We start from the raw sequence: 14,542 nt of genomic DNA, 5'->3' as shown, positions 1-14,542 counted from the left end.
AACCTTGACCGCAACCGCTACCCCCGAAGCCCCCGCCGAGGTCGACCTCGGCGGCGAGGCCCGCTCCCGCCGGGCCGACTGGGGCTTCCGGGCCCTCGTGACGGCGGCCGGGCTGACCGTCCTGGCCGTGCTGGGCCTGATCCTGGTCACGACCTCCCTGCGCGGCTGGCCCGCGTTCGAGGAGGAGGGCCTGCTCGGCTTCATCACGGGCACCCGCTGGGCGCCCAACGACGACGTGTTCGGCACCTTCCCGATGCTGTACGGGACGCTGGTCACCTCGCTCATCGCGATGATCATCGCCGTGCCGGTGTCGATCGGCATCGCGCTGTTCATCACCGAGGTGGCGCACCGCCGCACCCGCAAGTACATCGTGACCGTGATCGACCTGCTCGCCACCGTGCCCTCGGTGGTGTTCGGCCTGGTCGCGGTCCTGGTGGTGGTGCCGGTGATCACGCCGGCGTACCAGGGGGTCGCGAACCTCGTGTCGCCGGTGCCCGGCCTGAACGCGATCTTCGACGACTCCAACACCGGCCGCAACTACATCACCGCGGCGCTGGTGCTGGCGATCATGGCGATCCCGATCATCACCTCGATCGCGCGGGAGGTGTTCGCGACCGTGCCCGAGACCGACAAGCAGGCCGCGTACGCGCTCGGCGCGACGCGCTGGGAGATGGTCAAGGGCGCGATCCTCCCCCACTCCTTCGGGGGCCTGGTGGGTGCGTCGATGCTGGGCCTGGGCCGCGCGATGGGCGAGACCATCGCGGTGGCGCTGGTCATCGGCGGCGCGACGTCCATGTCCGCCAACCTGTTCGAACCCGGCAACACGATGGCGGCGATCATCGCGCAGCAGTGGGGCGAGTCGAGCGGCCTGCACCAGGACGCGCTCATCGCGATCGGCGTGGAGCTGTTCGCCATCACCGTGATCATCAACTTCCTCGCCCGCGTGGTGGTCCGCCGCGCGGAGATCAAGATGAAGGGGGCCCACTCATGACGAGCCTCAACACCGCCCCGGACCTGACGGGGCGCAATCTGTCGAAGCGGCGGGCGTTCGCCAACCGCACGGCGACGCTGCTGATCGGCCTGTGCGTGCTCATCGCGGCGCTGCCGCTGCTGCTGGTCGCGTGGGAGGTCGTCACCCGCGGCGGTTCGGCGCTGAGCCTGGCGTTCTTCACCGAGGAGATCCCGCGGAACTACCGCACCGAGGGCCCGGGCATGGGCCCGGCGATCCTGGGCACGCTCGCGATCACGGGCATGGCGGCGTTGATCGCGATCCCGATCGGCGTGCTCGGCGCGGTGTACCTGAACGAGTACGGGAAGAACAAGCCGCTGGCGCGGTTCATCCGGACCATGGCCGACGTCATGACGGGTGTGCCGTCGATCGTGATGGGCCTGTTCATCTACGTGGCGTACGTGGTGGTGATCGGCGAGAAGGTCGGCTTCGGCGGTTCGCTGGCGCTGGCGTGCCTGATGCTGCCGATCGTGATCCGCTCGGCCGAGGAGATGCTGCGGCTGGTGCCGGACGAGCTGCGGCAGGCGTCGGCGGGGCTGGGCGCGCGGAAGTGGCGCACGACGATGAGCGTGGTGCTGCCGTCGGCGTCGTCGGGGATCACCTCGGGCGCGCTGCTGGCGGTGGCGCGCGCGGCCGGTGAGACCGCGCCGATCATCGTGACCGTGGGTCTCACGTACATCTACAAGCCGGACCTGTTCTACGGCGAGAACACGTCGCTGGCGGCGCAGATCTACCGGAACGCGACGCAGCCGTTCGCGGCGTCGCAGGAGCGGGCCTGGGGCGCGGCGCTGACCTTGATCGCGATCGTCTTCCTGTTCACGATCGTGTCGCGGGTGATCGCGGCGCGGTTCGCGATCGACAGGCGCTAGTCGGAACGGTCTCTACACCGAGAGGGCCGGCCCCGCCGCAATGGCGGGGCCGGCCCTTCGCCGTCGTCCGTCTAGCCGAAGCGGCCGGTGACGTAGTTCTCGGTGCGCTCGTCGGAGGGGGTGGTGAAGATCCGCTGGGTGTCGTCGAACTCGACGAGGACGCCGGTGCGGGTGTCGCTCTGCTCGTTCACCTCGGTGGAGAAGAACGCGGTCTTGTCGGAAACGCGCGCGGCCTGCTGCATGTTGTGGGTGACGATGACGATGGTGAACTGCTTGGCGAGGTCGACCATGAGCTCTTCGATGCGGGCCGTGGCGATCGGGTCGAGCGCTGAGCACGGCTCGTCCATGAGGACCACTTCGGGCGCGAGCGCGATGGTGCGGGCGATGCACAGGCGCTGCTGCTGGCCGCCGGAGAGGGCGAGGGCGCTCTGCTTGAGCTTGTCCTTGACCTCGTCCCAGAGGGCGGCCTTCTTGAGGGAGTCCTCGACGATGGCCTCGCGTTCGGCGCGGGGGACGCCGTGGATGCGGGGGCCGTAGGCGACGTTGTCGAAGATGGACTTGGGGAAGGGGTTGGCCTTCTGGAAGACCATGCCGATGCGGCGGCGGACCTCGACGGGGTCGACGCCGGCGGCGTAGACGTCCTTGCCGTGGTAGGAGACCGTGCCTTCGACGCGGGCGCCGGGGATGAGGTCGTTCATGCGGTTGAGGGAGCGCAGCAGGGTGGACTTGCCGCAGCCTGAGGGGCCGATGAGGGCGGTGATCTCGTTCTTGGCGACGGTGAAGTTCACGTCTTTGACGGCCTTGTAGGCGCCGTAGTAGACGTTGACGCCGCGGATGTCGAAGACGGTGGGGGCGCCGTGGCCGGCCGGTCCGTGCTGGGCGGGCGCGGTGTTCGCACCGATCCGGCGGGGATCGACGGTGCGGCCGAGCGCCGAAAGCGACGGGTCGCTCATGGTTTCTCCTTCTGCGCGAGGCAGGTGTGGAAGCGAAAGCGGGGCTGCCGCGACTGTAGGCGCGGCGGGTGGCCCGGGGTTCGATCCCGGGTGAACCGGGGGTGAATCCGCGGGTCATTCTCGGTCTCGCCCATGCCGGACCGTCCGGGGTTCGTGGGCGGAAACTGGACGCGCCGGCGTTTCGGCGGCGATACTGGCCGGATGATCAGGTTTCTGGTGCGTCTCGTCCTGACCGCGCTGGCGCTGTGGCTGGCCACGGCGATCGTCGGCGGCATCCACTTGTACGGCGACTCGGTGTTGGAGCGGTTCTTCTCGCTCGTGCTGGTGGCCTTGGTGTTCACGTTGGTGAACACGTTCGTGAAGCCGCTCGTCATGGCGGTGGGGTGCGCGCTCTACGTGCTGACGCTAGGCCTGTTCGGGCTGGTGGTGAACGCTTTGATGTTCTGGCTGACCGGCTGGATCTCGGAGAAGCTGTCGCTGGGGTTCTTCGTGGACGGGTTCTGGGCGGCGTTCTGGGGCGCGATCATCGTGTCGCTGGCGATGTGGGTGATGGACCTCTTGTCGCCGCGGACGCGGACCGCCGAAGAGTAAGGGCGCGTTCTGGGCATGACGACGGGGACGGCCTGAGGCCGTCCCCGTTGTCGCTCGCTCAGAAGGGCAGTCCGGTCGACGGTCCTGTGGGGATGTCGCGGACGTTGGCGTCGCGCTTCGCGTTCTTGGACGTGCCCGCGACGTTGAAGGGCATGGGGCCCTGCGGTCCGGGGGCTTTGCCGAGGCGGCGGCGCATGATGTTCAGGTTGTGCAGCCCGGCGAGCGCGTAGGTGCGGATACGCGCGAACTGCTTGGCCTTCTTGGCGGTCTTGAGTCGCTCAACCGCCTTGTAGTGGAGTTTCCGAGCGCGGTCGAGAGCCGCGGCGGCTTCGGTGTCGCCGACGGAGGCCGGAGCGATCTTCAGCTGGGTGCCGAGGAGCTCGGTCCAGGCCTCGGCGTCGGCTTTCGCCCTGGCTTTGCGACGGCGCTTGGTCTCGATGACGGATCGCAGGCCGAGGACGGCTGCGAAGATGAGGACGATCGCGACGATTGCGATGAACGCGATGGCAGAGGTTTCAATGGCGTCTTTCATCGTCACCCCCCGTGACCAGTGCTGATGATGTTGGTACGAATATTATTCCATTCCCGCCCCACATTTGTGAAAGTCCCCCTGGTTCGGGCGTTTCCGGGTGCGCCACACGCAAATGCCGCGGATCGGGCGATCCGCAGGAACGAAAAAGCGACCGAGGGGTACCCCGGGAACGCGGAACGAAATCGCCCCCGTCACTACATATGCAATAGTGCGCATGTTAGCATTCGACTGCGGCGGGGACTCCACCGCCGAGGCCCGGTCCGCCGTGCCCGCACCGGAACGAAGGAGACGCCCTCCATGGGCCACGACCACTCGCACGCAGGAGCCGCCTCGCTCGGCGCACAGCACCGGGCCCGGCTCTGGCTCGCGCTCGGCCTCGCCCTCGCGGTCATGGCCGCCGAAGCGGTCGCCGCCTGGTACACCCACTCGCTGGCCCTGCTCTCCGACGCCGGGCACGTCGCCGGCGACGCCCTCGGCATCGCCATGGCGCTGGCCGCGATCGTCGCGGTCCGCCGCGCGGGCGGCCGGCCCCGCCGGACCTACGGGATGTACCGGCTCGAGGTGCTGGCGGCACTGGCGAACACGGTGCTGCTCTTCGGCGTCGGCGGGTTCGTCATCGTGCAGGCCGTGCGCCGCCTGGGCGAGCAGCCCGAGGTGCAGTCCGGCCCGATGCTCGCCGTCGCCCTCTTCGGCCTCGCCGCGAACGTCGCCTCCCTGCTCCTGCTGCGATCGGCCGCCGCCGAGTCCATCAACGTGCGCGGCGCCTACCTCGAGGTCCTCGGCGACGCGATCGCCTCCATCGGCGTCATCGCCGCCGCCACCGTCATCGCCCTCACCGGCTGGTTCGCGATCGACAGCATCGTCGCCGTGGGCGTCGGCCTGTTCATCCTGCCGCGCGCCTACCGGCTCGGCCGCGACGCGCTGCGCATCCTCCTCCAGCACGCGCCCGCCGGCGTCGACCCCGAAGCGGTCGAACACGCGCTGGGCGCACTCGATGGGGTGAAAGAAGTACACGATCTCCATCTGTGGACGTTGACCTCGGGCATGGAGGTCGCGACGGTCCACCTCGCGCTCGATTCGGGCGCCGACCCCGGAATCGTCCTCGGCGACGCGCAGCGGACGCTGGCAGAACAATTCGACATCGCTCACGCGACGGTCCAAATCGAGCCCGGCAGCGCGGAGGCCGCCTGCGGCACACCGCATTGGTGAAGCGCGGCAGTCGTTCTGTCCGGAACCTGATATTGACGGATAGTCGACGTTCGCCTTGTCACGCAATGGTTAAGCTCTACACCGTCCTGGGGACTCGAAGGCTCCTTGGAAGGAGGAGATCCATGTTGACCCACGCATGGAGGAAGAGCAGCAGGTCAGGCCCGAACGGGGCCTGCGTCGAAGCCAGGCTCGCGGAAGCGGCCGTGGAGATCAGGGACACCAAGCTGACGGTGAGCCCGATCCTGCGCGCCAGCCGAGCCGACTGGCGTTCGCTGCTGCGGGCATCCGGCAGGTAGGCAAGAGCAAGAGGACGGGCGAGGGGGCGGACATGGAAACCCATGTCCGCCCCCTTGCATGTGCGCTTACAGCGACTTCAGGTTCTCGGCCTGCCGCTCGATGAACTCGAGGCTCCTGCCGGGGTCGAGCGCGGCGGAGCGGAGGTAGCCGAAGATCTCGTGGAAGGGCTGCACGTCGGCGCCCTCCTCGTAGACATCGCCGTTGTGGCCCTCGATGTAGACGACGTCGGGGTGGCGGTAGCCCGGGTCGACCTCGCCCTCGAGCGGGCCGAAGCCGAGGATCGTGAAGGACGACAGCATGCCGGGGTAGGCGCCGCCCTCGAACGGCAGCACCTGGAGGTGCACGTTCGGGAGCGAGCCGAGCTCGAGCAGGTTCTGCAGCTGGTCGATCATGACCTTCGGGCCGCCGAGGACGCGGCGGATCGCGGCCTCGTCGATGACGTTCCATATCTTCAGGTCGCCGCGCAGCCGCTGCTGGCGCTCCATGCGCAGCTCGATCCGCTCGTCCATGAACCGCAGCGACTGCTCCGGGACCATCCCGAAGGTGGCCTTGGCGTACTCGCGGGTCTGCAAGAGCCCGTTGATGATCAGGCCGTCGTACACGTTGAGGCTCGAGGCGTCCTGCTCCAGGCCGATGTAGGTCGCGTACGGCGGGGAGATGGTGTCGGAGTACCGGGCCCACCAGCCGCGCTTGCGGCCGTCGCGGGCCAGGCGCACGAGCTCGTCGACGAGGTCGGAGTCCTCGACGCCGTAGACCTCGACCAGGGCCTGGACGTCGCGGGGCTTGATGCCGACCCGGCCGAGTTCCATCCGGTAGATCGTGGAGCTGGTGACCTCGAGGGCCGCGGCGGCGTCGTTGGCGTCCTTTCCGGACTTCTCGCGCAGGTCCCGGAGGATCTTCCCGGCGCGGCGGCGGCGGACGGTGGGGCTGCCGGTCGAAGGCATCGCCTTGCCTCCCAACTTCTTCGGCAGATCGCTCTCAGCGTTGTCGTTCGATGTTCCCATTTGACACCCTGATCTCTCCGGATTCGGTGAGGACGCACCGGGACGGGGAGGACTTCTGGGCCGCACACCCGGTAACGTCAGCTGTTCTCAAGTGCGGCCGGACGGGGTCGCCGGACGGGGTCGTCCAGGTCTCGCCTGCTCGGCCGCGGGGCGGGAGGAATCGCCACCCGATCCGGTTATACCTCTTGCATCCAAATTCTGCATGTGCAATTCTACTGTACGGAGGGGCTATCCGCCTCCCCTCGACTGTACCGATTCGACACCGCGACTCGGCATCGACCAGGTCATACCGGACCTCGAGGCCCGAATACCAAGGGCCACAATCGATCTCAGTTCAGCGAAAGACCGGAAAGGCAGCCCGCGTTGCGAAGTCCGTACACACTCGACAACCCCCCGCCGGATGAGCCGCCCAGCGACGTGCTGGTGCCGAGCCTCTGGCGGGTCCAGGCCCGCTGGTGGAAGCGGCACACGCCCGCGTTCGACCAGCGCGGCGCGAAGCACCCCGTGTGCGGCCACTGCAGCCAGTCCTGGCCCTGCCACTCGTGGGCCTGCTGGGACGGCCAGCTCGGCCAGGCCGTCGGCGGCCAGGCCGCCCCCCTCGCACTCCCCGAACCCGCGACCCCGGTTCGCGCCCTCGGCGACGTCGTCGCCGCCGCGAAGTCGTAGCGCTCGGCGCCGCGGGCGGACGCGGCGCCGAAAAACCCCCGATCGGGCCGAAGTTCGCCCGACCCAGCGCGTAGCCTCAGCCGCCGCCGTTCGTTAGTCCCTCAGAACCGGGTCCGACACCGGACCGATTGATGGCTCGCAAGCATCGCCTTAGCTGCGAAAGCACGGCCCGCGAGCTTCGCCGAGGAGGGGAAAGCCGCCGGAATGCTGAGCACTCGCAACCTCAAGGCAGGCGTGGTTCTGGACGGGCGGTACCGGCTCGAGCGGCGCATCGGCGGCGGCGGCATGGGCGACGTCTGGGAGGGCGTCGACACGATCCTCTGGCGCACCGTCGCCATCAAAGTCCTCCTCGCCGACCTCGTCGACGACCGGGGCTTCCGCGAGCGCTTCCGCCGCGAGGCCCGCGCCATCGCCGTCATGCAGGGCCCCGGCGTGGTCGAGGTGTACGACTACGGCGAGATCGAGGACGAGGACGCGCAGCTCGCGTACCTGATCATGGAGTACGTCGACGGCAAGCCGCTCTCGCGCCTGCTCGGCCTGTGGGGCAAGCTCAGTCCGGCCGATTCGATGCGCGTGGTCGGCGGCGTGGCCGAGGCGCTGCACGTGGCCCACACCGCCGGGATCGTGCACCGGGACATCAAGCCGGGCAACATCCTCGTGCGCGCGGACGGCTCGGTGGTTTTGGTGGACTTCGGGATCGCGCGCGTGAGCCACAACCTGACGCTCACCACCACCGGGGTCGTGCTCGGCACGGTCACCTACATGTCGCCGGAGCAGGCCGCGGGCGAGAACCTCACGCCCGCTTCGGATCTGTACTCGCTCGGCGTCGTGGCCCACCAGTGCCTGGCCGGTTCGCCGCCGTTCAAGGCCGACACCCCGCTCGGGGTGCTCTCGGCCCACCTGCGCAACGCGCCGCCGCCGCTGCCGACCGACGTGCCCTACGAGGTCGCCGAGATCGTGCGCCGCTCGCTCCAGAAGGAGCCGTCGGCGCGCTGGACGGACGCCGCGGAGCTGGCCGAGGCCTGCCGCGAGACGCGCGCGGCGCTGCTCGGCAACCGGGCTCCGGCCCTGGCGCGCACCAGGGTGCAGCCGGCGCGGGCGGCCGCGACCGGGCTGGGCACGGTGGGCCCGCCGTCCGGCGCGCATCGGCGTCCGGTGCAGGAGGGCGACACCGGGGTCGGGCAGTACCCGTCGTACCAGACCGGACCGCAGCCGGTCGCGCGCGCGGTGCCGCAGGAGCCGCATCCTTCGGCGCCGCCGCGCCTCGACGACCAGACGCTGCCGCCGCTGACCGGTTCCCACACGGGGGCGCACGCGGCGGCCCCGCCGACCGGCCCGACCGGGCCGGTGCCTCCCGTTGCGGCGCCGAAGGATCGGCCGAGGCGGCGCGGGCTGTGGCTCTCGCTCACCGCGACGGTCGCCGCGGTGGCGGCGCTGAGCGCGATCGCGCTGAGCCTGCCGTGGGACGACGACGAAAAGCAGGGGACGCTGCCCACCGGCGAGACCGGTGCCGACGGCGCCGAAGTGCAAGGGCAGGACGGCGACGGCGGCGTCTGGGGCGACGGCGACGATGACGGCGGCGAGGCGACCTCGGACGATCCGAGCGAGACCGCTTCGGCCACTGGGGAATCCGCACCGGCGGCCGGCCCCGCGACGATAGGGCCGTCGTTGACGCCGAGCGGATCGCCGAGCGCCACGGAGAGCGAGTCGCCGACGCCGCCCGCGAAGTCGTCGGTGCCGAACGTGGTCACGCAGTCGGAGGCCGACGCCCGTTCGCGCATCGAGGAGGCGGGCCTGACGCCCGCCGTCGACTACGAGGGCGAGGGCGAGACCCGTTGCGGCGTGGTGCGCCAGTCCCCCAGCGCCGGAAGCGAAGTCGACCCGGGCTCGACGGTGCAGGTGACGGTGAAGCGAGCGGTGGACGCCGAAGGGTGCAAGCCGGAGTCGGACGAGACGGCCGCCCCCGGCGAGGAGCAGTAGCGCGAGCGCGGTCGCGTCGACCACACTTCAGCTGCGCTTCAGGTTCCCCGGCCTAGTTTGGAAACCGGGGGTCCTTCCCTGGCCGCGGATCGCGTCTTCGGGGTGCCCGCCGGATCGCCGCAGCCGCCGGCGACGCCGTTGCACCTGTGCCCCGCGTCTCAACGACCGGTCACCGGTCCCCGTGGGCGGGGAGGCGGTCGAGGGCAGCCGCCGGTCTGCGCGACCGCGCGAGTCGCCTCCACGGCCAACCCGTTGCCAGGGCGCCGATCGCAACGGAAGCGGCACCAGCGCTGAGCGGCGCCGATCTCGCCTGCGACCGGGTTCACAGCATCGGCCTGTCACGGATCGGGCCGCCGTTCCCTCTCGGAGTCGACACCGTTCGACCCGAGAGGAACCTCCCATGATCATCGTCATCGGCGCCACCGGCCCGGTCGGCCGCTCCGCCATCAGCATCCTCCGCGAGTCCGGGCACGACGTCGCCGCCGTCACCCGCGACCCCGCCGCCGCCCGCCTCCCCGAGGGCGTGCGCGTCGTGCACGCCGATCCTTCGCGACCGGGCGCGCTCGACGCGCACTGGGCGGGCGTCGACGGCGTCCTGCTCAGCCCCCGCGCCTCCGGGCCCGAGGCCGCGAACCTGCTGAAGACCGCCGCGGCCCATGGTGTGCGGCGGGTCGCGGTGATCTCCTCGGCCACCGTCGTGCACCCGGCGGGCGAGCTGCGGTTCGCCGAGGGCTTCAAGGCCGCCGAGCGCGCGGCCGAGGACTCCGGCCTGGCGTGGACGCACCTGCGCTGCGCCGACTTCGCCTCCAACACCCTCGCCTGGGCCGCGCAGATTCCGTCCGGCGCGGTGCGCGGCGCGTACGCGAACGCCGCCTCCTCCACCGTGCACGAACGCGACATCGCGGCCGTGGCCGTGAAGGCCCTCACCGAGGACGGCCACGAAGGCCGCGCCTATGTGATCACCGGTCCCGAATCGCTGACGCAGTCGCGGAAGGCGGCGCTCATCGGCGAGGCGATCGGCCGCGAGATCGGGTTCGTCGAGCTCGCGCCCGAGCAGGTGCGGGCCGCGATGCTCGCCCAGGGCCTGCCCGAGGAGATCCCGGCCCGGCTGCTCGGCTCGCTCGCCGACTTCGCCCGCGAGGCCGGGCCGCAGACCGACACCGTGGCGCGCCTGCTCGGACGCCCCGCGCTGACGTTCGGGCAGTGGGCGGCCGAACACGCGAGCGCATTCGAGCGGTAGCGCGCGACGACGACAGCGCCCGGCGACCATTCGGTCGCCGGGCGCTGCTCGCTTCAATTGCGGCGCAAGGCCTTTACTGGCCCGCCGCCTCCCGCGCCGCCTCGAGTTCGTCGAGCGCGGCGAGCAGGGCGTCCAGGGCCGCGCCCTCCTGCTCGTTCGAGCCGGAGGCCTGCGCCTCCTCGTAAGCCGCCTGCGCCTCGAGGACCTTCGTGATCGCCGCCTCGACTTCCGGCGGGTCGGCCGGGGCCTCGGTCGTGGGCGTCTCGCTCGGCGTCTCCGAAGGCGTCTCGCTCGGCGTCTCGCCGTCGGTCTCGCCCTCGTTCTGCTCGGCCTCGCTCGGCGCGCCCGAGACGTACTTGTCGACCACCATCGCCACGGCCTCCTCGAACGTCGGCGCGAAGCCGACGTAGCCGCCGTAGCTGATCGCGACGTTCGTGAGGCGCGGCAGGTCCTCGCCCTGGCCGCCCGCCTGCCGCCGCAGGTACATCGGCTCGAGGTAGAGGATGCCGTCGCCGACCGGCAGCGCGAGCAGGTTGCCCCACTCGACCGTCGTGCCCGCCTGCGTGGCGTCGCGGAGCGTCGTCACCACCTCCGATGTGGACGTGATGATCTGGTGGATCTGCCGCACCGACTGGTCGTCGCCGCCGACCACGTCGTAGAGCTGCAGCTGCGGGTCGCCGTTCTCGTCGTAGTAGCCCGACATGAGGCTCGCCAGCGCGTTCTCCCGGTTCCTCGGCGTGAAGGTCGAGGTGAGCTGGAAGTACGGCTGGGTCTGCTCCGGGTAGGTCGCGTACACGTAGTAGGCGGGCTGGGTGACCGGCGAGTTCTGCGAGGGGTCCTCGGGGGTCGCCCAGGCCTCGCTGCCCTCGATGAAGGTGCGGGCCTCGTCGACGTGGAAGCGCTGGAGCAGGTCGCGCTGGATCTTGAACAGGTCCTGCGGGTAGCGGAAGTGCGCTTCGAGGGCCTCGGGGGTCTCCTCCTTGGGGGTGATGAGGTCGCCGCCGTAGATCGCGTTCCAGGCCTTGAGGATCGGGTCCTCGTCGTCGAACTCGTAGAGCTTGACGGAGCCGTCGTAGGCGTTCACGACCGCCTTGACCGAGGAGCGGATGTAGTTGATCTCCTCGTTGGGCTGGTTGGCGACGCCCTGGCCGGAGTAGGTGTCGTTCGTCGCGTCGGCGAGGTTGACCCGGTCGGAGTAGGGGAAGTCGTTGGTCGTGGTGTAGCCGTCGACGATCCAGACGATCTCGCCGTCGACGACGGCCGGGTACGGGTCGGCCTCGACGGTGAGGAACGGGGCGACCTTCTGGACGCGTTCGCGCACGTTGCGGTTGTAGAGCAGCTGCGACTCGTCGTTGATCTGGTCGGAGAGCAGGAAGCGGGGCTCCTGGAACTCCCACGCGTAGAGGAGGCGCCGGCCGACGGAGCCGATGTCGATGCCGCCGTCGCCTTCGTAGGTGGTGTAGCGGTCGGCGCCGATCTCCTCGGCGTCCTCTTCGGTGGAGTCCTCGTCGCTGACGGCGACGTCGATCGGGCGGTCGTACTCGCGGGGGGTGTCGCCTTCGGGGACGCCGACGATCGCGTACTCGTTGTTCAAGAGCCCGTAGTAGATCTGGGGCTTCTCGACGTTGATGATGTCGTTGCCGATCCGGCAGTTGCCGGGGTCGTCGGAGAGGACGCCGGAGGTGAAGCAGGGGGCGCCGCTGTCGCTCTCGGTGGTCGAGGCGGAGACGAAGCCCCAGCCGTGCGTGTAGACGGTGTGGGCGACGGTCCAGTCCTGCTGCTCGTCGGTGAGCTGGCTCGGGTTGAGCTCGCGGAGGCCGACGACGAAGTCCTGGGTGACCTCTTTGCCGTTCGCGTCGGTGTAGGTGTAGCGGTCGATGTCGAGCTTCTCGTTGAAGTCGTAGAAGCTGCGCGGCTGCTGCGCCTGGGTGAACGCGTCGGAGACGACGAACGGGTCGATGAGGCGCACGAACGGGACCGTGGACTGGTCGGCGGCCATGGTCTCGGCGTTGGGCTGGGAGGCGACCGGGTACGTGGTGGTCTCGAGGTCCTCCATGCCGTAGGCGTAGCGGGTGCCGTCGATGGTGTGCTGGGCGTAGGGGCCTTCGCGCTGGGGGCGGTTGGGCTCGACCTGGAAGTTGCGGACGACGGCGGGGTAGATGCCGCCGGCGGCGATCGCGGTGACCACGACGAGGCCGAGGGCCGCGGCGGGGAGGGCGAGCGAGCGGGTGAAGCCCCAGGAGAAGACGAGGATGACGAGGGCGGCGATGACGGAGACCCAGATGAGCGCGTTCTTGGCGTTCATGAGGGCGGTCATCTCGGTGTAGCCGCCGCCGACGATGCCGGTGACCTGGTTGTCCTGGGTGGTGAAGTCGAAGCGGTCGAAGTAGTAGGCGACGGCTTTGAGCCCCAGGAAGAGCGCGACGAGCACTGAGAGGTGGATGCGGGCGACGTTGGTCATGCGGTCGCCCTGGCCGGAGAAGCGGAGCGCCCCGTAGAGGTAGTAGGCGCTGAGGGAGGCGAGGATGCCGACGACGACGGCGGCGAAGCCGAAGCCGATGAGGAACTGCCAGAAGGGGAGCCGGAAGACGTAGAAGCCGGCGTCCATGTGCAGGACCGGGTCGGCGTGGTCGAAGGTGCCGCTCTGGCGGAACAGCAGCCAGGTCTCCCAGCGGCTCTGGGCGGACATGCCGGCGAAGATGCCGACGATGACGGCGACGCCGCCGATCCACCAGCCGGCGCGCGGCGAGATGAGTTCGCGGTAGCGCTCGAGGCCTTCCTGCTCGCTCGTGGCGGGCCACGTGTCGGGCCGGAAGCGGAAGGCGAGGTAGAGGTTGAGGCCGGTCCAGGCGGCCATCGCGAGGGTGAAGACCCCGAAGAGCCCCAGGCGGGTCCACATCATGGTCGCGAACACCGAGGTGAAGCCGACCGAGTCGTACCAGAGGTAGTCGGTGCGCAGGCCGACGAGCCAGCCGAGGACCGACAGCAGGACTATCGCGCCCACCAGGAGTATCAGGACGTAGCGTCCTCGTCGGCTCATCCGTGGGGGGGTGGGCGTCCGGTTCGCCACTGCAGCAACTCCTTCACGTCGTGCGGTGCCGGCTCGGCGGTGCGTGCGAGCCGTCGGTCAACAGGGTTCAGCAGGTCGTGACTTCCCCGCCTGCGGCCAGGGACTCGAGCGCCGCGACCGCGTCTGCGAGCGTCTCGACTCTGACAATAGTCATGTTGTCGGGCGCGACGGTGACGGCGTCCGAACAGTTCGAAGCCGGGGCGAGGAAGACCTCGATGCCCAGATCCGCCGAAGCGGCGATCTTCTGCTGGATGCCGCCGATACCGCCGACGTTCCCTTCGGAGTCGATCTCGCCGGTGCCGGCGATGACCTCCCCGTCGGTGAGGTCGCCCTCGGTGACCCGGTCGACGATGCCGAGCGCGAAGATCAGGCCGGCGGAGGGGCCGCCGATGTCGAGCGCTTCGGTGTCGATCTGGATGTTGTAGGGATCGTCGTGGGTGGACTGGAGTTCGGCGTCGCCGAGGGTCACTCCGGGGACTTCGACGGCCGCGCCGGCGCGGGTGACGGTGACCGTGGTTTCGCTCTCGGCGTAATCGGCGAGGTCCTCGAGGGAGGTGACGGCGGTCCCGTCGACCGCGGTGACGACGTCGCCGGTGAGGAGGCCGCCCGAGTCGGCGACGACCGAGATGGTGGCGGGTTCGCCGAGGTAGCCGAGGGCGGCCTGCTCGGCGTTGGACTGCGACTCGGCCCAGTCGGCCTCCTGCTCTTCGGCGATCTCCTCCTCGGATTCGCCTGGCGGGTAGACGAGGTCGCGCGGCACGATGGCGTACTCATTGGACAGCCAGTAGCGCATGGCCTGCACCAGGGTCACCGACTGCTTGACGCGCACGGTGGTCAGGCGCAGCTCGCCTTCCGAGGGGTATTCGGTGTCGGCGGTGATGATCGGGTGCTCGACCCCTTCGACCTCCTCGGCGCCGAGGACGTCCTCGGTGGGGCCGGGGCTGAACACCACGTAGGCGACGTCCATCGAAAGCGCCTGCCAGGTCAGCAGCGCCACCAGGACCGCACCCAACAGGACGGTGATTCCTCGCCTTCGCATGCGCGGAAGCCTACATCCCTTCCGCCGAAGCGGTGTTCGGCCCGCAGCGAACAGCGCGCTTCCAGTTCGGCGGGCCGTGGCCC

General features: G+C 69.9%; 13 protein-coding genes. 8 read left to right on the top strand and 5 right to left on the bottom strand.

Annotated elements, in window-relative coordinates; genetic code table 11:
- The first annotated feature begins 4 nt into the window (after positions 1-4).
- The gene (gene pstC, locus AB0K52_RS22200) at positions 5-991 is read left to right on the top strand and encodes a phosphate ABC transporter permease subunit PstC (RefSeq protein ID WP_363535516.1); all 987 of its coding nucleotides are present in this window, start codon (positions 5-7) and stop codon (positions 989-991) included.
- Positions 988-1,878, top strand: a complete 891-nt coding sequence (gene pstA, locus AB0K52_RS22195; RefSeq protein WP_363535513.1) for a phosphate ABC transporter permease PstA — start codon at positions 988-990, stop codon at positions 1,876-1,878. The genes pstC and pstA overlap by 4 nt, the downstream gene beginning before the upstream one ends.
- A 71-nt stretch (positions 1,879-1,949) precedes the next feature.
- Here the strand turns inward: pstA and pstB are convergent, their stop codons facing one another.
- Positions 1,950-2,831, bottom strand: coding sequence for a phosphate ABC transporter ATP-binding protein PstB (gene pstB, locus AB0K52_RS22190; protein WP_208499124.1), 882 nt, complete (start codon positions 2,829-2,831; stop codon positions 1,950-1,952).
- A gap of 201 nt (positions 2,832-3,032) precedes the next feature.
- On the opposite strand from pstB, the gene AB0K52_RS22185 reads away from it, so the two are divergent.
- Positions 3,033-3,422 carry a phage holin family protein gene (locus AB0K52_RS22185; protein WP_243901551.1) on the top strand — a complete coding sequence of 130 codons (390 nt, stop codon included), beginning with the start codon at positions 3,033-3,035 and terminating at the stop codon, positions 3,420-3,422.
- A 58-nt stretch (positions 3,423-3,480) separates the two neighbouring features.
- Here AB0K52_RS22185 and AB0K52_RS22180 read toward each other — a convergent pair whose 3' ends face one another.
- Positions 3,481-3,954 carry a hypothetical protein gene (locus tag AB0K52_RS22180; protein WP_363535509.1) on the bottom strand — a complete coding sequence of 158 codons (474 nt, stop codon included), beginning with the start codon at positions 3,952-3,954 and terminating at the stop codon, positions 3,481-3,483.
- Positions 3,955-4,251: 297 nt separating this feature from the next.
- On the opposite strand from AB0K52_RS22180, the gene AB0K52_RS22175 reads away from it, so the two are divergent.
- Positions 4,252-5,163, top strand: coding sequence for a cation diffusion facilitator family transporter (locus AB0K52_RS22175; protein WP_363535506.1), 912 nt, complete (start codon positions 4,252-4,254; stop codon positions 5,161-5,163).
- A 122-nt stretch (positions 5,164-5,285) separates the two neighbouring features.
- Positions 5,286-5,459, top strand: a complete 174-nt coding sequence (locus AB0K52_RS22170; protein WP_208499121.1) for a DUF397 domain-containing protein — start codon at positions 5,286-5,288, stop codon at positions 5,457-5,459.
- Between the two features lie 66 nt (positions 5,460-5,525).
- Here AB0K52_RS22170 and AB0K52_RS22165 read toward each other — a convergent pair whose 3' ends face one another.
- Positions 5,526-6,464: a helix-turn-helix transcriptional regulator gene (locus tag AB0K52_RS22165; RefSeq protein ID WP_363535503.1), complete on the bottom strand. Its 939-nt coding sequence runs from the start codon at positions 6,462-6,464 to the stop codon at positions 5,526-5,528.
- A gap of 363 nt (positions 6,465-6,827) precedes the next feature.
- Here AB0K52_RS22165 and AB0K52_RS22160 point away from each other — a divergent pair, with 363 nt between their 5' ends.
- The 3 genes from AB0K52_RS22160 (at position 6,828) to AB0K52_RS22150 (ending at position 10,350) form a co-directional block, all read left to right on the top strand.
- Entirely contained in the window at positions 6,828-7,130 is a 303-nt protein-coding gene (locus AB0K52_RS22160) for a hypothetical protein (RefSeq protein WP_363535500.1), read from the top strand.
- A gap of 204 nt (positions 7,131-7,334) precedes the next feature.
- Positions 7,335-9,110: a protein kinase gene (locus tag AB0K52_RS22155; protein ID WP_363535498.1), complete on the top strand. Its 1,776-nt coding sequence runs from the start codon at positions 7,335-7,337 to the stop codon at positions 9,108-9,110.
- Positions 9,111-9,510: 400 nt separating this feature from the next.
- Positions 9,511-10,350, top strand: coding sequence for an NAD(P)H-binding protein (locus AB0K52_RS22150; protein ID WP_363535495.1), 840 nt, complete (start codon positions 9,511-9,513; stop codon positions 10,348-10,350).
- Positions 10,351-10,423: 73 nt separating this feature from the next.
- On the opposite strand, the gene AB0K52_RS22145 is transcribed toward AB0K52_RS22150, so the two are convergent.
- Positions 10,424-13,390, bottom strand: coding sequence for a UPF0182 family protein (locus AB0K52_RS22145; RefSeq protein ID WP_363535492.1), 2,967 nt, complete (start codon positions 13,388-13,390; stop codon positions 10,424-10,426).
- A 97-nt stretch (positions 13,391-13,487) separates the two neighbouring features.
- Complete coding sequence (locus tag AB0K52_RS22140; protein WP_363535489.1) at positions 13,488-14,459, bottom strand: S16 family serine protease; 972 nt, start codon at positions 14,457-14,459, stop codon at positions 13,488-13,490.
- Positions 14,460-14,542 lie beyond the last annotated feature (83 nt).

The sequence above is a fragment of the Glycomyces sp. NPDC049804 genome (assembly GCF_040674615.1).
In the GTDB taxonomy this organism is placed as follows: Bacteria; Actinomycetota; Actinomycetes; order Mycobacteriales; family Micromonosporaceae; genus Glycomyces; species Glycomyces niveus.
This window is presented reverse-complemented; position numbering and strand designations above follow the sequence as displayed.

What these genes read in the sequence shown, in the direction of transcription:
- pstA (WP_363535513.1), top strand. Translation starts at nt 988, where the DNA reads ATGACGAGCCTCAACACCGCCCCGGACCTGACGGGGCGCAATCTGTCG.
- AB0K52_RS22150 (WP_363535495.1), top strand. Translation starts at nt 9,511, where the DNA reads ATGATCATCGTCATCGGCGCCACCGGCCCGGTCGGCCGCTCCGCCATC.
- pstB (WP_208499124.1), bottom strand. Translation starts at nt 2,831, where the DNA reads ATGAGCGACCCGTCGCTTTCGGCGCTCGGCCGCACCGTCGATCCCCGC.
- AB0K52_RS22165 (WP_363535503.1), bottom strand. Translation starts at nt 6,464, where the DNA reads ATGGGAACATCGAACGACAACGCTGAGAGCGATCTGCCGAAGAAGTTG.
- AB0K52_RS22185 (WP_243901551.1), top strand. Translation starts at nt 3,033, where the DNA reads ATGATCAGGTTTCTGGTGCGTCTCGTCCTGACCGCGCTGGCGCTGTGG.
- AB0K52_RS22140 (WP_363535489.1), bottom strand. Translation starts at nt 14,459, where the DNA reads ATGCGAAGGCGAGGAATCACCGTCCTGTTGGGTGCGGTCCTGGTGGCG.
- AB0K52_RS22180 (WP_363535509.1), bottom strand. Translation starts at nt 3,954, where the DNA reads ATGAAAGACGCCATTGAAACCTCTGCCATCGCGTTCATCGCAATCGTC.
- AB0K52_RS22155 (WP_363535498.1), top strand. Translation starts at nt 7,335, where the DNA reads ATGCTGAGCACTCGCAACCTCAAGGCAGGCGTGGTTCTGGACGGGCGG.
- AB0K52_RS22175 (WP_363535506.1), top strand. Translation starts at nt 4,252, where the DNA reads ATGGGCCACGACCACTCGCACGCAGGAGCCGCCTCGCTCGGCGCACAG.
- AB0K52_RS22170 (WP_208499121.1), top strand. Translation starts at nt 5,286, where the DNA reads ATGTTGACCCACGCATGGAGGAAGAGCAGCAGGTCAGGCCCGAACGGG.
- AB0K52_RS22145 (WP_363535492.1), bottom strand. Translation starts at nt 13,390, where the DNA reads ATGAGCCGACGAGGACGCTACGTCCTGATACTCCTGGTGGGCGCGATA.